The 20,786-nt window shown below is 74.0% G+C and carries 17 protein-coding genes and 1 tRNA gene; 12 read left to right on the forward strand and 6 right to left on the reverse strand.

From position 1 onward, the window contains the following. Positions 1 to 7: 7 nt before the first annotated feature. The 9 genes from ACFZBX_RS14540 (at position 8) to ACFZBX_RS14580 (ending at position 11,887) form a co-directional block, all read left to right on the forward strand. Positions 8 to 994, forward strand: a complete 987-nt coding sequence (locus ACFZBX_RS14540; RefSeq protein WP_391534030.1) for a glutamate ABC transporter substrate-binding protein — start codon at positions 8 to 10, stop codon at positions 992 to 994. A 130-nt stretch (positions 995 to 1,124) separates the two neighbouring features. Beyond that, positions 1,125 to 2,567, forward strand: coding sequence for a hypothetical protein (locus ACFZBX_RS14545; protein WP_391534032.1), 1,443 nt, complete (start codon positions 1,125 to 1,127; stop codon positions 2,565 to 2,567). After that, positions 2,567 to 5,152, forward strand: coding sequence for a tetratricopeptide repeat protein (locus tag ACFZBX_RS14550; RefSeq protein ID WP_391534034.1), 2,586 nt, complete (start codon positions 2,567 to 2,569; stop codon positions 5,150 to 5,152). Before ACFZBX_RS14545 ends, ACFZBX_RS14550 begins: the two co-directional genes overlap by 1 nt. A 3-nt stretch (positions 5,153 to 5,155) precedes the next feature. Then, positions 5,156 to 6,490: a PP2C family protein-serine/threonine phosphatase gene (locus ACFZBX_RS14555; protein ID WP_391534036.1), complete on the forward strand. Its 1,335-nt coding sequence runs from the start codon at positions 5,156 to 5,158 to the stop codon at positions 6,488 to 6,490. 143 nt (positions 6,491 to 6,633) lie between these two features. Further along, on the forward strand, positions 6,634 to 7,992 hold the full coding sequence (locus ACFZBX_RS14560) for a VWA domain-containing protein (RefSeq protein WP_391534038.1): 1,359 nt from the start codon (positions 6,634 to 6,636) through the stop codon (positions 7,990 to 7,992). 139 nt (positions 7,993 to 8,131) lie between these two features. Continuing rightward, on the forward strand, positions 8,132 to 9,244 hold the full coding sequence (locus ACFZBX_RS14565) for an FHA domain-containing protein (protein WP_391534040.1): 1,113 nt from the start codon (positions 8,132 to 8,134) through the stop codon (positions 9,242 to 9,244). Positions 9,245 to 9,337: 93 nt separating this feature from the next. Further along, positions 9,338 to 10,255: an ATP-binding cassette domain-containing protein gene (locus ACFZBX_RS14570; protein ID WP_391534041.1), complete on the forward strand. Its 918-nt coding sequence runs from the start codon at positions 9,338 to 9,340 to the stop codon at positions 10,253 to 10,255. Beyond that, on the forward strand, positions 10,252 to 11,397 hold the full coding sequence (locus tag ACFZBX_RS14575) for an ABC transporter permease (protein WP_391534042.1): 1,146 nt from the start codon (positions 10,252 to 10,254) through the stop codon (positions 11,395 to 11,397). Before ACFZBX_RS14570 ends, ACFZBX_RS14575 begins: the two co-directional genes overlap by 4 nt. Positions 11,398 to 11,482: 85 nt before the next feature. Further along, positions 11,483 to 11,887, forward strand: a complete 405-nt coding sequence (locus ACFZBX_RS14580) for a globin (protein WP_380762219.1) — start codon at positions 11,483 to 11,485, stop codon at positions 11,885 to 11,887. Between the two features lie 34 nt (positions 11,888 to 11,921). Here the strand turns inward: ACFZBX_RS14580 and ACFZBX_RS14585 are convergent, their stop codons facing one another. The 5 genes from ACFZBX_RS14585 to ACFZBX_RS14605 form a co-directional block, all read right to left on the reverse strand. After that, complete coding sequence (locus tag ACFZBX_RS14585; RefSeq protein WP_391534043.1) at positions 11,922 to 12,611, reverse strand: hypothetical protein; 690 nt, start codon at positions 12,609 to 12,611, stop codon at positions 11,922 to 11,924. An 81-nt stretch (positions 12,612 to 12,692) separates the two neighbouring features. Next, on the reverse strand, positions 12,693 to 13,130 hold the full coding sequence (locus tag ACFZBX_RS14590; RefSeq protein WP_391534045.1) for an acyl-CoA thioesterase: 438 nt from the start codon (positions 13,128 to 13,130) through the stop codon (positions 12,693 to 12,695). 113 nt (positions 13,131 to 13,243) lie between these two features. Further along, on the reverse strand, positions 13,244 to 14,908 hold the full coding sequence (ettA, locus tag ACFZBX_RS14595; RefSeq protein ID WP_350567219.1) for an energy-dependent translational throttle protein EttA: 1,665 nt from the start codon (positions 14,906 to 14,908) through the stop codon (positions 13,244 to 13,246). Between the two features lie 224 nt (positions 14,909 to 15,132). After that, the gene (locus ACFZBX_RS14600; RefSeq protein WP_391534047.1) at positions 15,133 to 16,635 is read right to left on the reverse strand and encodes a Cys-Gln thioester bond-forming surface protein; all 1,503 of its coding nucleotides are present in this window, start codon (positions 16,633 to 16,635) and stop codon (positions 15,133 to 15,135) included. A gap of 361 nt (positions 16,636 to 16,996) precedes the next feature. Further along, positions 16,997 to 17,590, reverse strand: coding sequence for a single-stranded DNA-binding protein (locus ACFZBX_RS14605; protein WP_391534049.1), 594 nt, complete (start codon positions 17,588 to 17,590; stop codon positions 16,997 to 16,999). 643 nt (positions 17,591 to 18,233) lie between these two features. Here ACFZBX_RS14605 and ACFZBX_RS14610 point away from each other — a divergent pair. Further along, positions 18,234 to 18,309, forward strand: a tRNA-Arg gene (locus ACFZBX_RS14610). A gap of 149 nt (positions 18,310 to 18,458) precedes the next feature. Here ACFZBX_RS14610 and ACFZBX_RS14615 read toward each other — a convergent pair. After that, positions 18,459 to 19,139: a TetR/AcrR family transcriptional regulator gene (locus ACFZBX_RS14615; RefSeq protein WP_391534050.1), complete on the reverse strand. Its 681-nt coding sequence runs from the start codon at positions 19,137 to 19,139 to the stop codon at positions 18,459 to 18,461. A gap of 83 nt (positions 19,140 to 19,222) precedes the next feature. Here ACFZBX_RS14615 and ACFZBX_RS14620 point away from each other — a divergent pair, with 83 nt between their 5' ends. Together ACFZBX_RS14620 and ACFZBX_RS14625 are read left to right on the forward strand one after the other, a co-directional pair. Beyond that, the gene (locus tag ACFZBX_RS14620; RefSeq protein ID WP_391534051.1) at positions 19,223 to 19,783 is read left to right on the forward strand and encodes a GNAT family N-acetyltransferase; all 561 of its coding nucleotides are present in this window, start codon (positions 19,223 to 19,225) and stop codon (positions 19,781 to 19,783) included. A gap of 103 nt (positions 19,784 to 19,886) precedes the next feature. Beyond that, on the forward strand, positions 19,887 to 20,699 hold the full coding sequence (locus tag ACFZBX_RS14625) for an enoyl-CoA hydratase/isomerase family protein (RefSeq protein WP_391534053.1): 813 nt from the start codon (positions 19,887 to 19,889) through the stop codon (positions 20,697 to 20,699). Positions 20,700 to 20,786: the final 87 nt, after the last annotated feature.

Consider the following 20,786-nt stretch of genomic DNA (forward strand, 5'->3'; position numbering starts at 1 on the left):
GGACGAGATGGGCACGATCACGGACCGGGGACGGGGCCGGGCCACCGCGCTGCGGGCGGCCCGCACGGCGGCGGCGCTGGCGCTGCTGGCCACCGGCGCGCTGACGCTCGGCGCGGGCGGGCCGCGCGGCGGCCAGGAGGCCGGCGCACCGGCGCAGGTGCCGCTGGCCGCCGAGCAGGACCAGGCGGAGCAGAGCGGCCAGGCGGAGCCCTGCGACCTGTACCGGAGCGTTCCGCCGAGCACGGTGGACGGCGCGGCGGTGCAGGCCATCAAGGCCCGCCGCAGCCTGGTCGTCGGCATCGACCTGAACAGCTACCGGTGGGGCTCGCGCAACCCCAACACCGGTCAGCTGGAGGGCTTCGACATCGACCTCGCCCGGGCGATCGGCACCGCCGTCATGGGCGACCCGGAGAAGGTGGTGTTCAAGGCGGTGCCGACCGCCGACCGGATCAAGTACATCAAGGAGGGCCGGGTCGACATCATCGTCCGCACCATGTCGATCACCTGCGAACGGCTGGAGGAGATCGCCTTCTCCCGGCCCTACTTCACCACCAGCCAGCGGGTCCTGGTGCCCAGGACCTCGCCGGCCAGGAGCCTCGACGAGGCGCTGAACGGCACCACCGCGTGCGCGGCGACCGGCTCCACCGCCCTGGTGGAGCTGAAGACCCGTCCGCTCAAGCAGGTCGTCCCGGTGGAGAACAACCTGGACTGCCTGGTGCTGATGCAGCTGGGCAAGGTCGACGCGACGATGACCGACGACGGCCTGGCGGCCGGGCAGGCGGCGCAGGACCAGACCGTCAAGGTGCTGGACGGCGAGGTGCGGCCGGGTGTGATGGGCGTCGCGATGCTGAAGAACAGCACCGACCTGACCGCCCGGGTGAACCAGGTGCTCAACGACTACTACGCCAACGGCGGCTGGCGCCGGGCGTACGACAGCTGGCTCAAGCCGTACCTGCTGGACGACGCCGACCGGCACTGGCCGACACCGCGGTGACGGGCGGACAGACAGGCCCCGGGCCACGCGTTAGGGTCTGTCCGGCGGCTCCCGGCGCCGGTGGCGGCCCCCGGGGAGACGGAACGGAGCAGGTGGCACGAGCGGAACAGCCGGAGGAGGGGAGAGGACGATGGCGGCTTCGGCCGGCCCGGTGCTGAGCCGGGAGGAGGTGGACCGCGCGCTGGCGCGCCTCGGCGCGGAACGCGACGCGGTCGAGTCGGCGCTGCTCTCCCTCCAGGACCACCCGGGCCTTCGGCTGCTCGACGGCGCCGGGCTGACCGGGCGCACCCAGGAGCGCTGGGCCGTCGTCGGACAGGGCCTGCCGCTGCTCTGGGCGCTGTTCGACCGCTACTCCGAGGCGCTCGCCTCGGCCCGCGCGGTGCGGGCCCGCAAGGCCCGGCCGGGCGGGCCCGAACTCACCGAGCTGAGCGAGCTGCTGACGGGCGACGCGGTCACCGTGCCCGGCGGCGCGCCGGACGGCCCGCAGCGCCTCGGCGCCCCGGCCCGGCTGGTCGAGCGGATCAGCCTGGACGGGCTGATGGACCGGATGAACGCCTGGTACGCCACCGTCCTGGAGGTGGTCTCGGCGGCCGACGCGGTCTGGACGGCGCTGCCCGCCCGGATCGACCTGCTGATCGCCGAACTGCGCCGGGTGCAGACCCTGGCGGCCTCGCTCGGCGTGCGCGCCGGCGGCCATCCGCTGGGCGACGACCTGGAGGCGCTGGAGGCCGACCTGGACGGGCTGCGGACCGAGGTGCGCGGCGACCCGCTGGCGCTCTGGCGGCCCGCGCGCGTCCCCGCGCAGCGCGGCACGGTGCCCGACGGCGGCGCGCTCGCCACGCCCGCCGGGGTGGTGGACACCGAGCGCTTCGACCTGGCCGGGCGGGCGCTGGACGGCGTCCGGCTGGAGCTGGAGAACCTGCTGCGGCTGCGCGACGACGCCGAGGAGCGTCTGCAGGGCGTCGGCGACCTGCTGCAACGGGCCGACGCCACGCTGGCCGAGGCCCGCCGGGCGCGCGGCGAGGTGCTGGCGAAGATCGCCGCCACCGAGGTGCCGGCCGTCCCGGGACCGGCCTCGGCGCTGCGCGAACGGATCGTGGTGGCCCTGGAGTTGCGCCAGAGCGGGCAGTGGTACCGGCTGGCGCCACTGCTGGACGCGCTGGAGGACGCGGCGGCCAAGGAGCTGGCCAGGGCCCGGCAGTCGCTGACCGAGGTGACCCAGCCGCTGGCCGTCCGGGCCGAGCTGCGCGGACGCCTGGACGCGTACAAGGCGATGGCGGCCCGGCTGCGGATGGCCGAGGACCCGGAAGTGGTGGAGCGGTACGAGAAGGCGCGCTGGCTGCTGTGGAGCGCGCCGTGCGACCTGCGGGCGGCGGCCGGCGCGGTGGCCCGGTTCCAGCAGGCGCTGCGCCCGGCACCGGAGGGCCCGGAGGCGGACGCTCAGGACGCGCACGGGGACGGGGGCGAGGACGCGGACGGACGGGACGGATCGGGGCTGGGCGGGGTGTGGGCCGGCGGGGAGCCGGCCGACGGACAGGCTGTCGACGGACGGGTACAGGGGGGCCGAGGGTGATGGGCGAGACGTGCGTGCGGCCCGAGTGCGGGGGCACCGGGACGATCGACGCGGACGGCTACTGCGACACGTGCGGGCTCGCCCCGGAGGGCGCCGCCTCGGTGAGGACCGCCACCGGAGCGGCGGCGCCCGCCCCGGCCGGGGCGGGCGGCCCCTGCCCGCGCGACTGCGCCGGGACCGTCGACACCGACGGCTACTGCGACGAGTGCGGCCTCACCCCGCCCGGGGTGCCGGCCCCGCGCTCCGGGACGTCCGGCTCCGCGGCGTACACCTCCACCGTGGAGATCGTGTTCGACCCCGACACCGGCTCCGCCCGCACCTCGGCCCGCAGCGGCTCGGCCCGCTCGCTGTCCGGCCGCTCCCGCTCGCACCGCTCGACCCGCACCGGCAGCGGCCGCTCGGTCTCGGTGCGCAGCAGCCGAGGCAGCGCCACCGCCAACCGGCACCGCCTGGGCGCCGGCCTGGTGACGGTCCCCACCGTCCCGGCCGCCGACCCGGCGCAGGCGGTGCTGGAGAACCCCGAGGTGCCGGAGCGCAAGCGGTACTGCTCCAAGTGCGACGCCCCGGTGGGCCGGGAGCGGGGCGGCACGCCGGGCCGCCCGGAGGGCTTCTGCACCAAGTGCGGCACCCCGTACTCGTTCACCCCCAAGCTGCGCCGGGGCGACCTCGTCGGCGGGCAGTACGAGGTGGTGGGCTGCCTGGCGCACGGCGGCCTCGGCTGGATCTACCTGGCGGTGGACCGGCGGGTCAACGACAAGTGGGTGGTGCTCAAGGGCCTGCTGGACACCGGGGACGAGGACGCGCTGGCGGTGGCCGTCGCCGAGCGCCGGTTCCTGGCCGAGGTGGACCACCCGGGCATCGTGCGCATCATCAACTTCGCCGAGCACCCGGACCTGCGGACCGGCGCCACCGACGGCTACATCGTGATGGAGTACGTCGGCGGCAAGTCGCTCAAGGACATCGCCAACGGGCGCCGCACTCCGGACGGACGGCGCGACCCGCTGCCGGTCGAGCAGGCGATCGCGTACGCGCTGGAGGCGCTGCCCGCGCTGGGCTACCTGCACCAGCGCGGCCTGGTCTACTGCGACTTCAAGATCGACAACGTCATCCAGAGCGGCGACACCCTCAAGATCATCGACATGGGCGCCGTCCGCCGCTTCGACGACGACGGCCCGATCTACGGCACCATCGGCTACCAGGCGCCGGAGATCGCCACCGACGGCCCCTCCCCCGCCTCCGACCTCTACACGGTGGCCCGCACCCTCGCCGTCCTCAGCTTCGACTTCCAGGGCTACTCCACCACCTACCGGGACACCCTGCCCGGCCCGGAGTCCGTCCCGGCCTTCGCCGCCTACGAGTCCTACTACCGGCTGCTGGTGCGCGCCACCGACCCCGACCCGGCCCGCCGGTTCGCCTCCGCCGAGGAGATGGCCGACCAGCTCACCGGCGTGCTGCGCGAGGTCCTCGCCCTCCAGGACGGCCGCGCCCGGCCCGCGCTCTCCACCCTGTTCGGCCCCGAACTGCGGGTCGTCGACAACGAGTTGGTCGCGCCCACGGTACGGGCGGGCGAGCTGCGGCTGACCGCCCTCGACCCGGCCGCCGCCGCGCTCGCGCTGCCCGTCCCGCGGATCGACCCGGCCGACCCGAACGCCGGCTTCCTCGCCACCCTGCTGGCCACCGACCCGCAGGAGGCGCTGGCCGCGCTGGACGGCGCCCCCGCCGACTCGGTCGAGCGCCGGCTGCGGGTGCTGCGCGCGCTGCTCGAACTCGGCCGCGGACGGCAGGCCGCCGAGGCGCTCGCCGCGCTGGAGCAGGACCACCCGGACGACTGGCGGGTGGTCTGGTACCGGGGCCTGGCCTCGCTGGTCTCCGCCGCCGACCCGGACAGCGGCCCCACCGCGGCCGAGGGCGAGGGCGGGTCCGCCGAGCCGCGCGAGCGGGCGCTGCGCGCCGCCACCGAGGCCTTCGACGCCGTCTACGACGCCTTCCCCGGCGAGGCCGCCCCCAAGCTGGCCCTCGCCGTCTGCGCCGAACTCCTCGGCGACGGCGGCGACGCGGCCGAGTTCTACCGTCTGGTGTGGAGCACCGACCAGAGCTACCTGAGCGCCGCCTTCGGGCTGGCCCGGGTCCGGCTCGCCGGGGACGACCGGGCCGGCGCGGTCGCCGTCCTGGAGTCCGTCCCGGCCACCTCCAGCCAGTACACCTCCGCCCGGATCGCCGCCGTCCGGGCCCGGCTGCGCGAGCGGCCCGCCACCGACCCGCTCGGCGCCGACCTCGGCGCGAGCTCCGAGCAGCTGACCGCGCTGCGCCTGGACGACCGCCGCCGCGAGGAACTCGCCGTCGAGGTGCTCGGCGCGGCGCTCGGCTGGGTGACCGCCGGGTCCCCCGACGGGACCGGGAACGGGACCGGCCCGGGCCGGACGACCGGCGAGGTCAGCGTGCTGGGACGGCCCGCGGTGGAAAGGGAACTGCGGTTCGCCCTGGAGCAGTCCTACCGGGTACTCGCCCGGTTGGCCGACCGGGCCGAAACAAGGATCGAGATGGTGGAACGGGCCAACCGGGCCCGTCCCAGGACGTGGGTGTAACAGATGCCGCAGCAGACCGTGTGCCACAGCTGTGCCGAGCCGATGGACCCGGAGGACGTCTTCTGCGGCTCCTGCGGGGCGGGCCGGGACGGCCGGCCCGCCCCCGGCGCGATGCCGGCCGGCTGGTCGGCCGCCCGGGCGGCCGACGGCGAGGACCACCCGCCGACCCTGCCCAACACGCCCGCCGTGCCCGCCCAGGGCGGCCCGGGCACCCCGAGCGCGGCCGCGTGCGCGCACTGCGGACTCCACCAGGTGACCGCCGACGGCTACTGCGAGGCCTGCGGCGGCGCCCAGCCGCGCCCCCGCGACCACATGGAGAAGGCGCTGGCCGGCGTCGCCGGGGTCAGCGACCGCGGTGTGCGCCACCACCGCAACGAGGACTCCTTCACCGTCGCCGCCACCTCGCTGCCCGGCGGCGAGCCGGTCGTGGTGGCGGTGGTCTGCGACGGCGTCTCCTCCTCCGACCGGCCCGACCAGGCCTCCGAGACCGCGGTCGACGCCGCCTCCGAGTCGCTGCTCAGCTCGCTGGAGGCGGGCACCGACCCGAGCGCCGCGATGCGCCGGGCGATCGCCGACGCGGCCGACGCGGTGGCCGCGCTCGCCACCGACGGCACCCGGCCGAGCCGGCCCGATGTCAACGCGCCCGCCTGCACCTACGTCAGCGCCATCGCCGCCGGCGGCCGGATCACCATCGGCTGGGTCGGCGACACCCGGGCCTACTGGATCCCCGACGACCGGGCCGCCGCCGTGCCGTTCCGGCTCACCCAGGACGACTCCTGGGCCGCCCGGATGGTCGAGGCCGGGCTGATGGGCGAGGCCGAGGCGTACGCGGACCCGCGCGCCCACGCCATCACCGGCTGGCTCGGCGCCGACGCCGAGGAGGTCGTGCCGCACGTCATCGGCTTCACCCCGCACTACCCCGGGGTGCTGCTGGTCTGCACCGACGGGCTGTGGAACTACGCCGAGGCCGCCACCGACCTGGCGTACCAGGTCCGGCCGGACGCCCGCACCGAGCCGCTGGCCGCCGCGCAGGACCTGGTGAGGTTCGCCGTCGCGGCCGGCGGCCACGACAACATCACCGTCGCCGTGCTGCCGATCGACCCGCCGCCGGCGGCCGCGGAGGAGGAGGACGGCCGCACCGCCACCGCGCTCGACCTGCCGCTGGTCACCGCGGGCGGTCCGGCCGCCGCCGGCGCGGCGGACGACGACGAGGAGTACGACCCGACCCTGCCGGACATCCCGGTGATCGGCTCCCCCGCCGCCCCGCTGCCGCCGCTGCCCGCGGTCCCGCCGCCGCCCGCCGTCCCGCCGCGCCCGACCGTGCCCCCGGCCCGCTGACCCGGCCGCTCCGCCAGGGCCCGCGCCCGCCGGGCGCGGGCCCCACCACGCTCCGCCGCGCGCCGCCCCCTGGAGGCGGCCACCCGACCTCCGAGCACAGCCGCCCCCGCACCAACCGACCGACCGACGGGAGCCACCGGCCCATGGCAACACTGGCGAAGCCGAACCTGCCCAGGTTCGACGTGGAGATCTTCCAGAACGAGTACCTCGCGGACGGCGCCCGCGAGGTGAACGCCATCGTCACCGTGACCGCGACCGGCGGCGGCACCTCCGGCGGCCGGCCGCTCGGCGTCGCCGACGCCGCGCCGGGCGGCGATGCCGGGCAGTCCGCCGCCGTGGTGATCCTGGTGGACTGCTCCGGCTCGATGGACTACCCGTCGAGCAAGCTGCGCGGCGCCCGCGAGGCCACCGCCGCCGCCGTCGACACCATCCGCGACGGCGTCGCCTTCGCCGTGGTCGCCGGCACCCACGAGGCCCGCGAGGTCTTCCCCGGCGACGGCACCCTCGCCGTCGCCTCGCCGGACACCCGCGCCCTGGCCAAGGAGTCGCTGCGCCGGCTCACCGCGGCCGGCGGCACCGCCATGGGCACCTGGCTCACCAAGGCCGACCAGCTCTTCCTCACCCGCCCCGACATCCCGATCCGGCACGCCATCCTGCTGACCGACGGCAACAACGAACACGAGAACGCCGCCGAACTGGAGCGCGCGATCGGCCGGGCCACCGGCCGGTTCACCGCCGACTGCCGGGGCGTGGGCACCGACTGGCGGGTGGACGAGCTGCGCAGGATCTCCTCCGCGCTGCTCGGCACCGTGGACATCGTCCCCGAGCCGTCCGGCCTGGCCGAGGACTTCCGCTCGATGATGGCCGGTGCGATGGGCAAGCAGGTCGCCGATGTCGCGCTGCGGATCTGGACGCCCGCCAACGCGGTGGCCAGGTTCGTCAAGCAGGTCGCCCCCTCGCTGGAGGACCTCACCGCGCGCCGGTCGGAGTCCGGGCCGCGGGCCGGCGACTACCCGACCGGCTCGTGGGGCGACGAGAGCCGCGACTACCACGTCTGCGTGGAGGTGCCGGCCGCGGCCGTCGGCAACGAGATGCTGGCCGCCCGGGTGAGCCTGGTCCTGCCGCCGTCGGTCGCCGGGGGGACGCCCGAGGTGCTGTCGCAGGGCCTGGTCAAGGCGGTCTGGACGGACGACCTCGCCTCGTCCACCCGGATCAGCCCGCAGGTCGCCCACTACACCGGCCAGGCGGAGCTCGCCGCGGCCGTCCGCGAGGGCATGGAGGCGCACCGCGCGGGGGACGTCCACCGGGCCACCGCCAGGCTCGGCGCCGCCGTGCGGATCGCGCACGCGACCGGGAACGAGGGCACCTACCGACTGCTGCAGAAGGTGGTGGACGTGGTGGACCCGAAGGAGGGTACCGTTCGGTTCCGTAAGAACGTGAGCGAGGCCGACTCGATGATCGTCGAGACCCGGTCGACCAAGACCGTCCGTGTGAAGAAGTGACCACCGAAGCACCGACCGGGCCGCGAAACGGCCGGGCTCAGCCCCGGCCGGGCTGGAATTGAGGGGGGACCTGATGCCGATCTGCCCTAGGGGCCATGAGTCGCAGGCCGAGGACTGGTGCGACTTCTGCGGATTTCCGATGACACCGCCGCAGCCGCTGCCGCAGCCGCCCGGCGGGCACCCCGGCGTGCCCGGACACCCGGGGGCGCACGGCGCACCCGGCACGCCCGGCGCTCCGTACGGCGCCACGCTCCCCCCGGGCGCGATTCCGCCGCCGGGGGCCGTCCCCCCGCAGCCGCCGGCCCCGCAGGGCTTCCCCGACCTCACCGAGGGCCTGTCGGTCTGCCCGATCTGCCGCAGCCCGCAGACCGGACGGTTCTGCGAGGAGTGCGGCTACGACTACGACCTCTCGGCACCGCAGCGCGCCCCGCAGCCGTTCCCGTCCGCCCCCGCCCCGCCGCCCGCGCCCGCCCCGCTGAACATCCCGGCGGCGTACGGCGGCGCCCCGGAGGCCCCGGCCCCGCAGCAGCACCAACACCCAGGCCAGCACCAGCACCCGGGCCACTACCACGGCGAGGCGGCCCCGGGCCCGTACCCGGGCGAGGCCCCGCCGTTGCCGCAGCAGCCCGGCGCGCCCGCCGGCTACGGCTACCCGCCGCCGGCCCCCGCGCCGGCCCCGGTCGAGCAGCCCGCCCCCGGCCCGTACGGCGCACCGCACCCGCGCGAGGACTCCGGCCCGGTCTACGCCCAGCCCGGCCCGGCCCGGCGCGGCGACGAGTTCGGCACCTCGTTCCACCTGGCCCCGCCCGCGCCCCCGCAGGGCCCGCCCGCCGAGCCGGTGCGGACCACCTGGTTCGCGGTGATCGCGGCCGACCGCGAGTACTTCACCGCGATGATGACCCGCAGCGGTCCGGAGGCGGCCGGTCTGTTCTTCCCGCCGTACTGCCCCGAGCGGCGGATCCCGCTGACCGGGCGCGGCCAGTTGCGGATCGGCCGGCGCAGCCAGCACCGCGGCACGGTGCCGGAGATCGACCTCTCGGTCGCGCCGGAGGACCCGGGCGCCTCGCACCAGCACGCCCTGCTGGCGGAGCAGCCGGACGGCGGCTGGGTGCTGGTCGACCAGGACTCCACCAACGGCACCACGGTGAACGGCGGTGCGGAGCCGATCGCCGCGCACACGGCGATCCCGCTGAACGACGGCGACCGGATCCACATCGGCGCCTGGACCACGATCACCGTGCACCGCGCCTGACCCGTCGGGCCTTCGACACCGTTGTAAAACTGATCATCAAATGATGCTCGGACAACTCCCCGCGACGGCCTGCCGCCCCTAGGCTCGGTCCTTATGACTGCTGCAATATCCGCCGACGGCATCCGTCAGCGGTACGGGGACGTGCAGGCCGTCGACGGGGTGTCACTGACCGTCGAGACCGGCGAATTCTATGGAATCCTCGGGCCGAACGGCGCCGGGAAGACCACCACACTGGAGATCCTGGAGGGCATCCGCAAACCGGACGAGGGCCGGGTCGAGCTGCTGGGCCTGGCGCCCTGGCCGCGCAATCCCAAGCTGCTGCCGCGCATCGGCGTGCAGTTCCAGGCCTCCGCCTTCTTCAACAAGCTCACCGCGCGGGAGACCATCCGCACCTTCGGCTCCTTCTACGGCATCGGCCCCAAGCGCGCCGACGCGATGCTGGAGCGGGTCGGCCTGACCGAGTCGGCCGGCGTGATGACCGACAAGATGTCCGGCGGCCAGGCCCAGCGCCTCTCGATCGCCTGCGCCCTGGTCCACGGCCCGGAACTGGTCTTCCTGGACGAGCCCACCACCGGCCTCGACCCGCAGGCCCGCCGCAACCTCTGGGACCTGCTGCGCGACATCAACGCCGAGGGCCGCACCGTCGTGCTCACCACCCACTACCTGGACGAGGCCGAGGTGCTCTGCGACCGCGTCTCGGTGATGGACCACGGACGGGTCCTGCGCACCGGGGCGCCCGCCGCACTGGTCCGCGAGATCGACGACACCGTCCGGATCAGCGTGGAGTCCGGCCTGCTGGCCCTGGACACCGCGCGCGGGCTGTTCGCCGCCGCCGGGGCGGAGATCGCCTCGCTGGAGGACGACGGCGTCTCGCTGTCGCTGTCCACCCGCCTGCCCGCACCGGTGCTCTCCGTGCTCGCCGAGCAGGGCGCGCTGCGCGGCCTGGAGGTCCGCGGCGCCACCCTGGAGGACGTCTTCCTCCAGCTCACCGGACGGGAGTACCGCGCATGACCGCCGAGCCCACCACGGCCGCGCCCGCGGCCGCCCCCGCGCCGGGCGGCACCCCGCCGGCGGTCGGGCGCGAGCGGGTCTCCGCCTTCGCCAGCCTCTCCCGGGTGATGCTGGTCGCCTTCGTCCGCGACCGCACCGCGCTGTTCTTCGTGCTGCTGTTCCCGGTGATGTTCCTGCTGCTCTTCGGCACCCTGCTCAAGGGGGCCACCACCCAGCACGCCAAGGTCGAGCAGATCGGCGCCGTGCGGCTGCTGGACTCGGTCCAGGGCGAGGCCCGGACCGGTCTGGAGCAGGTGCTGAGCATCACCAGGAGCGACGACGAGGCCGCCGCACTGGAGAAGGTCCGCAAGGGAGACCTGGACGCCATGATCAAGGAGGGCCCGGACGGCAGGGTCGTGGTGCGCTACAGCGCCGCCGACCAGGTCCGCGCCGGAACCGTCCAGGGCATCGTCAACTCCGTGGTCCAGCAGGCCAACCAGGCCGACAGCGGCAAGGCGCCCACCTACACCCTGGAGAGCAGCCAGGTCGAGGACGGCTCGCTCAAGGCGATCCAGTTCCTCACCCCCGGCCTGCTGGGCTTCGCGGTGGCCACCGGCGCGGTGTTCAGCGCCTCGCTGACCCTGGTCGGCTGGCGGAAGAACAAGGTGCTGCTCCGGCTGCGGCTCGCCCCGGTGAGCGTCGGATCGATCGTCGCCTCCCGGGTCGCCGTCTCGGTCCTGACCGCGCTCGCCCAGACCACGATCTTCCTGGTCCTCGCCACCCTGCCGTTCTTCGGGCTGAAACTGACCGGCGACTGGTGGCTGGTGATCCCGCTGGTGATCTGCGGGACCGTCGCCTTCATGTCGATCGGCCTGCTGGTCGGCTCGATCGCCAGGACCGAGGAGGCCGCCAACGGCCTCGCGCAGGTCGTCGTGCTGCCGATGTCGTTCCTGTCCGGCTCGTTCTTCCCGACCGAGGACATGCCGGGCTGGCTCAAGGCGATCTCCGAGGCGCTGCCGCTGAAGCACCTGGTCACCTCGACGCAGTCGGTGCTCTCCCGGGGCGGCGGCGTGATGGACGCGCTGCCGACCATGGGCGGGCTGCTGCTCTTCGCGGCCGTGCTGACCGGCATCTCCTGGAAGCTGTTCCGCTGGGAGAACTGAGCGACGCCGCACGGGGTCGTACGCCCGTGGACCTGGTCCCCAGGTCCCGGTGTACGGCCCCGCCGCCGTCTGCGACCATGGTCGGGTGAACGAGATCCGGCGTGGCACGCTCAGCGAGGAGACCTTCTTCGAGCAGGTCGGCGGCGAACCGACCTTCCGGCGGCTGGTCCACCGGTTCTACCAGGGCGTCGCGGAGGACGAGTTGCTCCGGCCGATGTACCCGGAGGAGGACCTCGGGCCGGCCGAGGAGCGGTTCGCGCTCTTCCTGATCCAGTACTGGGGCGGCCCGCGCACCTACAGCGAGCAGCGCGGCCACCCGCGGCTGCGGATGCGGCACGTGCCGTTCAAGGTGGACCGCGCGGCGCACGACGCCTGGCTGAAGCACATGCGGGTGGCGCTCGACGAACTGGGCCTGCCCGAGGACGCCGAGCGGCAGCTCTGGGACTACCTCACCTACGCCGCCGCCTCGATGATCAACACCGAGGGCTGAGCCCGGAGCCGGCCGGCGCCCCAGCGGGCCGGCGCTAGAGCGGGCTGAGCCCGAGCCCCGCGCCGGGGGCGGCCGCTGTGCGGACCGCCACCGAGCCCGCCGGGGCGGACAGCCGCAGCCAGCCGCCGGCCCGGTGCACCGTCAGCGGGGCCTGCGGGGCCAGGAAGCCGATCACCTGGGCCGCGTGGGCGGCGCGCAGCGGCAGTTCGGGCAGCGCGGACAGCGGGCGGGACCAGATCTCGTCGGCCAGCGCGTCCAGCACCGCGCGGGTCCGGTGGTGCGCCGGGACGGCCTCGCTGCGCTCGCGGAACTCCCGCACGGCGGCCGCCACTTCGAGGCGCACCTGGGCGTTGGGCGGGGTACCGGCGGGCCGCCAGCCGGTGCGCGGCGGCAGCATCCCGGTCCAGGCCGGGCCGGTGACCGGGGCCGGCAGCGCGACGGCGTCCGCCGCGGTGTCCACGCCGTCCAGCAGTTGTCCGGCCGAGACGGTCAGGTCGACCGGCCCGTCCAGCCGGGCCAGCCGTGCGGTGCGCACCGCCAGTGCGCCCGAGCCGCCCAGCGGCAGCCGCCCGAAGACGGCCAGCACTCCGCCGCCGTCCGGCCGCGGCACGCCCTGCAGCCGGACCGCCGCCGCCTTGTCGAAGCGCAGCAGGCGGACCAGGAAGGCGGCCAGGTCGGCGGCCTCCCCGGTGTCGGCGAGGGCGAGGGCGGCGGTGCTGTTCAACGCTTCGGCTCACATCCGGGCGGCGGGCGTACGGGGACGGGACGGCGGGCGGTCACGGGACGGCGGGCGGGGCGGCCGCGGTCAGACCGCGACGGGCTCCTCGTCCAGGAAGCGCTCCAGGAACTCCCGCTCCACCGCGCTGATCCGGCGCGGCCGGCCCTCGGCGAGGTCGTAGGGCACGACCACGGTGGAGGCCCGGACGTAGACGGTCTCGGTGCCGTCCACGGCGGTGTCCTTGATCTCGTACGAGACGGTCAGCGAGGCGCCGCCGATCCTGGTCACCCAGGTCTCGATGGTGACCGGCTCGGGCCGGTGCACCAGCGGGCGCTTGTAGTCGATCTCGTGGCGCGCCACCACCGAACCGCCCGCGAACTCGCCGGCGCCGGCCTCGGCGGCCTGGGTGAACATGAAGTCGATCCGGGCCTCCTCCAGGTAGCGCAGGAAGACCACGTTGTTGACGTGCCCGAACGCGTCCATGTCGGACCAGCGCAGCGGGCAGGCGTAGATGTGGCGTGCCACGGTTTCTCCTCGACGTCCGGTGCCCGCCGGCGGTCGGTGCCGGTCGGGCGTCGGCCCGGCAGGCCGGCCCCCACGGGGCGGGCGGCCTGCCGGGCCGTCGTCACGACTGGGTGTCAGCCGCGGGTCAGCTTCTTGTAGGTGGCGCGGTGCGGACGGGCCGCGTCCGCACCCAGCCGCTCGATCTTGTTCTTCTCGTACGACTCGAAGTTGCCCTCGAACCAGAACCACTTGCTCTCGCCCTCGTAGGCGAGGATGTGGGTGGCGACCCGGTCCAGGAACCAGCGGTCGTGGGAGATGACCACGGCGCAGCCGGGGAACTCCAGCAGCGCGTTCTCCAGCGAGGAGAGGGTCTCGACGTCGAGGTCGTTGGTGGGCTCGTCGAGGAGCAGCAGGTTGCCGCCCTGCTTCAGGGTGAGCGCCAGGTTGAGGCGGTTGCGCTCACCGCCGGAGAGCACGCCGGCCGGCTTCTGCTGGTCCGGGCCCTTGAAGCCGAACGCGGAGACGTAGGCGCGGGACGGCATCTCGACCTGGCCGACGTTGATCCAGTCCAGACCGTCGGAGACGACCTCCCAGAGGGTCTTCTTCGGGTCGATGTTGGAGCGGGTCTGGTCGACGTAGCTGATCTTGACGGTGTCGCCGACCTTGACCGAGCCGCTGTCCGGGGTCTCCAGGTCCTGGAGCATCTTGAACAGGGTGGTCTTGCCGGCGCCGTTCGGGCCGATGATGCCGACGATGCCGTTGCGCGGCAGGGTGAAGCTGAGGTCGTCGATCAGGACCTTCTCGCCGAAGGCCTTGTTGAGGTTCTCCACCTCGATGACGACGTTGCCCAGGCGCGGGCCCGGCGGGATCTGGATCTCCTCGAAGTCCAGCTTCCGCATCTTGTCGGCCTCGGCGGCCATCTCCTCGTAGCGGGCCAGACGCGCCTTGGACTTGGCCTGGCGGCCCTTGGCGTTGGAGCGGACCCACTCCAGCTCTTCCTTGAGCCGCTTGGCGCGCTTGGCGTCCTTCTGGCCCTCGACCTTGAGACGGGACTGCTTGGTCTCCAGGTAGGTGGAGTAGTTGCCCTCGTACGGGTAGGCGCGGCCGCGGTCGAGCTCCAGGATCCACTGGGCGACGTTGTCCAGGAAGTACCGGTCGTGGGTGACCGCGACGACGGTGCCCTTGTACTTCTCCAGGTGCTGCTCCAGCCAGTTCACCGACTCGGCGTCGAGGTGGTTGGTGGGCTCGTCGAGCAGCAGCAGGTCGGGGGCCTCCAGCAGCAGCTTGCAGAGCGCGACGCGGCGCTTCTCGCCACCGGAGAGCTTGGTGACCGGCCAGTCGCCGGGCGGGCAGCCCAGGGCGTCCATGGCCTGCTCCAGCTGGGCGTCCAGGTCCCAGGCCTCGGCGTGGTCCAGCTCCTCCTGGAGCTTGCCCATCTCGTCGAGCAGCGCGTCCGAGTAGTCGGTCGCCATCTGCTCGGCGATCTCGTTGAAGCGGTCGAGCTTGCCCTTGATCTCCTTGACGCCGTCCTGGACGTTCTCCAGGACCGTCTTGGACTCGTCGAGCGGCGGCTCCTGGAGGAGCATGCCGACGGTGAAGCCGGGCGAGAGGAAGGCGTCGCCGTTGGAGGGCTGCTCCAGGCCGGCCATCATCTTCAGCACGGTGGACTTACCGGCACCGTTGGGGCCCACGACGCCGATCTTCGCCCCGGGGAGGAAGCTGAGCGTCACGTCGTCAAGGATGACCTTGTCTCCGTGCGCCTTGCGCACCTTGCGCATCGTGTAGATGTATTCCGCCACGTGAGATCGCTCCGGCGTCGTCGGGAGTAATTCGGCTTGCAGCCTTCCATTGTGCCGCACCCGGCCCGGAGCCCCGAACCGCCGGGTCCCCGTTCCCGGGTGCCCCGCAGGGGTATCGCGCCGTCGCGGACGCGGCGCGGCCCGGCTCCCCGCACGCGTGGTGCGGGGAGCCGGGCCGGAAGCCGCCGGATCACGCCCTACCGGGCGGTGGTCCGGGGGGTGCCTCAGGCGGCGTCGCCACCGCGGCGGCGGCGCAGCAGGAAGACCGCGGCTCCGCCGGCCACGACCAGACCGCCGGCGACGGCGGCGATGACCGGGGTGGCGTCACTGCCACCGGTCTGGGCCAGTCCGCCGGTGGTGCCGGGGGCCGTGCTCGGCGGCACCGGCTGCGGGGTGGCCGTGCTGGTCGCACTGGCGGTGGGGGTGGCCGACGGGGTGGCGCTCGGGGTGGCCGGCTTCGTCGTGGTGGTGGCCGGGGCCGGGGTGGTCGGCGCCGGAGTGGTCGGCTTGGCGGTGGTCGGGGTGGCCGAGGGGCTCGGCGTGACCACGCTGGCGGTCTTGCAGTCCAGGATGCCCTTGAAGTTCTTGGAGAAGCCGTTCGGGCCGGTGACCGTGATGTCGTAGGCGGTGTCCTCGTCGACCTTGACGACCACGGTCTCGATCTTGTTCGGCTGGACGGTGAGGTCCTTGCCCGGCTTCACCGAGACGGTGGCGGCCTCGTCGCCGCCGTTGGCGACGGAGACCTTGACGCCGTTGGCGACGCACTCGACGACCGCGGTGCTGTCGACCAGCGGGCCCTTGCCGGCCTGCCAGGCGGCCTTGACGGAGTCCTTGACACCGAGCTTGGTCGAGCCGGCGAGGATCATGGTCTGGCTGTGCTTGGCCGGGGTGTAGCCCTTGCTGAGGAAGACGCGGCCGCTGGGCACGACGGTCTCGGCGGAGGCGTTGACGGTGGCCGCGCCGTCCGGGGTGCCTGCGGGCACGTCCAGGAACAGCTGGGTGTCCTTGGCGACCGGGCCGGCCAGGGTGCTGACGTCCTTGCCGTCCTTGTCGACCAGCTTGACCTTGTCGGCGGAGTCGCCGGCGACGGCGAGCTTCACCTCGTTGGCGCTGGAGTTGACGGTGAACGGGCCGAGCTTGTTGCCCGGCTTGCCGGACACCGAGTCCGGGGCGAGGCTCAGCGAGGGCTTGGGCTCGGCGGCGATGCCCTTGTTCTTCCCGCTGACCAGGTAGTCGCGCAGCTGCTTGGCCTCGGCGTCGACCGGGGTGGCGTTCTTGCCGTCGGAGAACTTCCAGATCGCGGCCTGGGTGCCGGCCGCGGCGTCCTCCTTGGTCAGCTCGCCCTCGACGCCGGCGTCGGCGGCCAGCTTCTTGAGATCGGTGACCTGCGGGTAGGAGTTCTCCAGGATCCAGCGGATCTTGGAGGCGTCCTCGGCCTTCTCCGGGCGGCCGAGCGAGCTCGACTTCCAGTCGGACTCCTGGTACTCGACACCGCTCTTGATGTCGACCGGGTGGTCGATGTCGATGCAGTACGTCTTGATCTCGCCGTCGGGCGTGCTGAGGGTGAAGAGGCCGCCCTGGATGGAGTGGCTGCCCTCGATGGCGATCTCCTCGCTCATCAAGGTCGGCTGGATCACTGCCGTGACGGCCCCGCCGGGGGCATCGGCCGCGGTCGCCGCACCGGCCGCGAACAGGCCCCCGGCCAGCGCAACGCTGGTCGCGAGCATGACAGTAGTGATGCGGGGAAGCGTCCGCCCCTGCCTCTGCAACATCTTGGGATCCCTCCGGGCCGGGCCATGCCGATGGGCAGCCCGCCTTGCTTGCCGCGCCCCCTGTGGCGCTGCTTCATGATGTGAACCAGACGCATCCTATGAAGCGTCAGAGGCCCGGAAACCCTCATGCGAAATCAGGACGATTCCGTATCCGTATCGTTATCAACCCCCTCGGTGTCTCCACAAGCTGACGGACAGCCAGAATTACGGGATCATTCCGCTAACCGGAACGGGATTGCGTGTGCGGGTCGCAACACCCTTCTCGATTCGCATATTTGTCGACAGTGATACCGCCCGCCCGACACCCCGTCGGCGGCTAGACGTCACCCCCGCTTTCCCCCTCCGCCGCCGCCCCGACGCCCGCCGTGGCCGGCGGTCGGCCACGCAGGGCGTCCACGATCCACCCGGGCACCGCCTCGCCGAACGCCGCTCCGGCCGCCCCGGGCGCCTCGTCCGCCCCCGCCGCCGCACCGGCCGCCCACCCGGGCGCCCCACCCCCGGCCCCACCCGCCGATCCGCCCGGAGATCCGCCGGTGGATCCGCTCCGGACACCCGGTGCCCAACTGAACCTCGCCGTGCCACGGCTCAGATCGTGTCCGACCGACCGGGCGTCGATCTCGACCCGGCTCCGCTTCACTTCCCCCTCCGTCCACTCCCGCACCCGCAGCCTCCCGCTCACCACCACCGGGTCGCCCTTCGACAGCGAGTCGATCAGGTGCCCCGCCAGCGCCCGCCAGGCCGTCACCGTCATCCACTGCGTCTCGCCGTCGACCCAGCCGTCCCGCGCCCGGTCGTAGCGACGCTCGGTCGACGCCAGCCGGAAGTTCGCCACCGGCACCCCGCCGGGGGTCTGGGCGTACGTCACCTCGGTCGCGACATTCCCGATCACCGTCACCTGGGTCTCGTTCACAGCACGCTCCGCTCTCTCGGTTGCACCGTACGGAATCGACCGGTGTGCGTTGAGAGTGCGCTTGCCGGGAAATACCGGCCAGGGAGATCCGAAATCCTGTGGACAACTCGGACCTGTGGAAAAACCTTGTCGCCCGCAGGGGTGAATTTCAGCCTTCGTGCGACCATCACACCCGCCCTCTGCGGGGCCATGACAAGAATCCCGGGGCCACCCCGCCGCCCCGGCCCACCCCCGGGGGTGGGCCCTCGGCCGTCCGCGCACGTCATCCGACCGAGCGAACCCGAATACGGCCCCCCACCCGCGTCGATGCCGGCCTCGGCCGCGGCGCTTTCTCCGTGCCGAATCCATAACGGGTGGGCAGACAGCCCCGTAACGAGTGCACAACGTCCGGCGCGGAACACCTCCAGACCGCTGCACTCACGGTCTTCACCTGCGATTATCGGACCGCTCCACCGAGGCCGACACACCAACGGCGGTGTCGTAACACCCGGCCGAGGAACGGGACACCCTTATCCTGTCCCCGACAGGGCAAGGACCCCGCCAACCCCCACACCCACCCCAGGTACGGGAGCGGACAGCGGGCGCCACGCGCCCACCGCCCGATCCCGGCAACGGTCGCGCCCGTCCGGGCGCCGCCCGTCCCGCCCCCATAGCTCAGCGGATAGAGCACCCGCCTTCTAAGCGGTAGGTCGCAGGTTCGAATCCTGCTGGGGGCACCACGCAGGACCGCACCACGGCCGGTGCCGCGCACTTCGCGCATTTCCGCCTCCGGCACCGAGTGCGCATAACCCGTGACCATCCGTGTCCTGCCCGCCCCGAAAAGACCCGTTCCGGGAATTCCGGCGCCGGAAACACCCCGGCCCGCGCCCTACGCCGACGAGCCGCCGGCCGGACCGACGCCCCCACCGGCGTCCCCGCCCACGCTCCACCCGGCGTCCCCGCCCGCCACCAGCCGCGCCAGGTAGTCGTCCAGCAGCTCCGTCTGCCGCCGCGCCGGGAACTCCGCCGGGGCGAACAGCGCCTGCACCACCAGCCCCAGCACGAAGGCCTGCGCCGCCGCCGCGACCTCGGCGGCCGGCGGGCCCTCCGGCAGCTCGCCGAACCGCCGCGCGGCCTCGACGCACTCCGCCAGCAGCCCGCGCGCCCGCGCGTACCGGGCCGCGTGCGCCGCCGCCAGCTCCGGATCGGCCAGCGCGACGTCCCAGGAGCCCACCCAGATCCGGTTGCCCGCCCGGCCCGGTCCGTCCAGCGGCAGCACGTCCAGCAGCGCCGCCCGCAGCCGCGCCAGCCCCTCGGGCGGCGGCTGCCCCTCGGCCGGCGCGAGCCGCCGCGGCCGGGCCTGCGAGCGCCGGTCCAGCACCTCCAGCGCGTGCGCCACCAGCGCCTTCTTGCCGGGGAAGTAGTGCGTCAGCAGCCCGGTGGTCGCGCCCATCTCGGCGGCCACCGCACGCAGCGTGAGCCCCTCGAAACCGCGGGTGGACAACACCCGCCAGACCGCCTCGGAAACCTCGGTTCGGCGGGCTTCATGATCTCCACGGGCCGGTGTCATGGGGTTATCTTACGTACCAAACGTTTGTTACGGATGCACCCGGACCGCCGCCCGCACCCGCCCTCGCCGCGAAAGGCCCGCCCATGTTCGCCGTCCCCCTCGCCGAGAACGCCGAGCTCCGCCCGCTGGAGCCCTGGCACGCACCCGAGTACCTGGAGCACATCGAGCGCGGCCGCGCCCACATCGACGCCTGGATCGGCTGGGCCTCCCTCGCCACCGACCTCGACTCGGCCCGCACCGTCCTGCAGCGCTACGCGGACCGCCAGGCCGCCGACACCGCCCGCCTCTACGGCATCTGGCTCGACGGCACGCTGGTCGGCGGCGTGATGTTCGTGCAGTTCGACGCCAAGGGCGGCAACTGCGAGATCGGGGTCTGGACGGAGCCCGCCGGCCAGGGCCGCGGCCTGATCACCACCGCCGTCCGGCACCTGGTCGACTACGCCTTCACCGTCCGGGGCATGCACCGGATCGAGTGGCACAACCGGCCGGAGAACGTCCGCAGCCGCGCGATCGCCCAGCGCCTCGGCTTCACCCTGGAGGGCGTCCTGCGGGAGAGCTACCTGCACGGCGGCGTCCACCACGACGGCGAGGTCTGGTCGCTGCTCACCCACGAGTGGAAGCCGCAGGGCTCCCCCGCCTCCTGACGGCGCGCCGGCGGTGCCGGTGGGCCACGCCACCGGCACCGCCGCGCCCCGATGCGACGGCCCCTGAGAGAGTGTCCGCACCCACACCCTCCCGGAGGTGCCCATGGCCACCCGGCCGCTGCTGACGAGCGAGCGCTCCCCGCTGCCCACCGAGACCGAAGGACTCAACGCCCACCTCGGCGAGGACGGCGTCGCGGTGCTGGAGTTCGACCGCCCGCACCGGCGCAACGCCGTGACCCTGGCGATCTGGCAGGCGCTGCCCGGCGTGCTGAAGCGGCTCGCCGAGGAGCCGGGGGTGCGCGTCCTGCTGGTCACCGGCGCGGGCGGGACCTTCAGCGCCGGCGCGGACATCGACGAACTCGCCGGCGTCTACGGCGATCCGGACCGCGCCGACGCCTACCACGCGGTCAACGTCGCCGCCGAGGAGGCGCTGGCGGCCTTCCCGCACCCGACCCTCGCCGTGGTGCACGGCGCCTGCGTCGGCGGCGGCTGCCAACTGGCGCTCGCCTGCGACCTGCGGTTCGTCGCCGAGGACGCCCGGCTCGGCATCACCCCGGCCAAGCTGGGCGTGGTCTACCCGGCGGTGCCGACACTGCGGCTGACCCGGCTGGTCGGCCCGGCCCGCGCCAAGTACCTGCTGTTCTCCGGCGAACTGCTGCCCGGGCCGCAGGCGGCCGACCTCGGCCTCGCCGAACGCGTCCTGCCGGCCGCCGAACTGGACGCGGCGGCCCTGGAGTTCGCCCGGCTGCTGACCACCCGCTCACCGCAGACCATCGGCGCCGTCAAGGCCGCCCTGGCCGTCCCGCCGGAGCAGGCCGCCGCCGCCCTCGCGCCCTGGGAGCGCCGCTCCCGCGAGGCGCCCGACGTCCGCGAGGGCCTCGCCGCCTTCCTGGAGCGCCGCCCGCCCCGGTTCTGAGCCCTCCACCGGGGACGGCCGGCCGGATACCGGCCGATACGATCATGCGATCGAATACGACCGATCCGCCGCCGTCCCCCTGGAGCA

It is taken from the genome of Kitasatospora sp. NPDC008115 (assembly GCF_042957205.1).
Classification (GTDB): domain Bacteria; phylum Actinomycetota; class Actinomycetes; order Streptomycetales; family Streptomycetaceae; genus Kitasatospora.

Coding starts and splice junctions, on each gene's coding strand:
- ACFZBX_RS14540 (WP_391534030.1), top strand. CDS start 8: ATGGGCACGATCACGGACCGGGGACGGGGCCGGGCCACCGCGCTGCGG.
- ACFZBX_RS14545 (WP_391534032.1), top strand. CDS start 1,125: ATGGCGGCTTCGGCCGGCCCGGTGCTGAGCCGGGAGGAGGTGGACCGC.
- ACFZBX_RS14550 (WP_391534034.1), top strand. CDS start 2,567: ATGGGCGAGACGTGCGTGCGGCCCGAGTGCGGGGGCACCGGGACGATC.
- ACFZBX_RS14555 (WP_391534036.1), top strand. CDS start 5,156: ATGCCGCAGCAGACCGTGTGCCACAGCTGTGCCGAGCCGATGGACCCG.
- ACFZBX_RS14560 (WP_391534038.1), top strand. CDS start 6,634: ATGGCAACACTGGCGAAGCCGAACCTGCCCAGGTTCGACGTGGAGATC.
- ACFZBX_RS14565 (WP_391534040.1), top strand. CDS start 8,132: ATGACACCGCCGCAGCCGCTGCCGCAGCCGCCCGGCGGGCACCCCGGC.
- ACFZBX_RS14570 (WP_391534041.1), top strand. CDS start 9,338: ATGACTGCTGCAATATCCGCCGACGGCATCCGTCAGCGGTACGGGGAC.
- ACFZBX_RS14575 (WP_391534042.1), top strand. CDS start 10,252: ATGACCGCCGAGCCCACCACGGCCGCGCCCGCGGCCGCCCCCGCGCCG.
- ACFZBX_RS14600 (WP_391534047.1), bottom strand. CDS start 16,635: ATGCTCGCGACCAGCGTTGCGCTGGCCGGGGGCCTGTTCGCGGCCGGT.
- ACFZBX_RS14615 (WP_391534050.1), bottom strand. CDS start 19,139: ATGACACCGGCCCGTGGAGATCATGAAGCCCGCCGAACCGAGGTTTCC.
- ACFZBX_RS14620 (WP_391534051.1), top strand. CDS start 19,223: ATGTTCGCCGTCCCCCTCGCCGAGAACGCCGAGCTCCGCCCGCTGGAG.
- ACFZBX_RS14625 (WP_391534053.1), top strand. CDS start 19,887: ATGGCCACCCGGCCGCTGCTGACGAGCGAGCGCTCCCCGCTGCCCACC.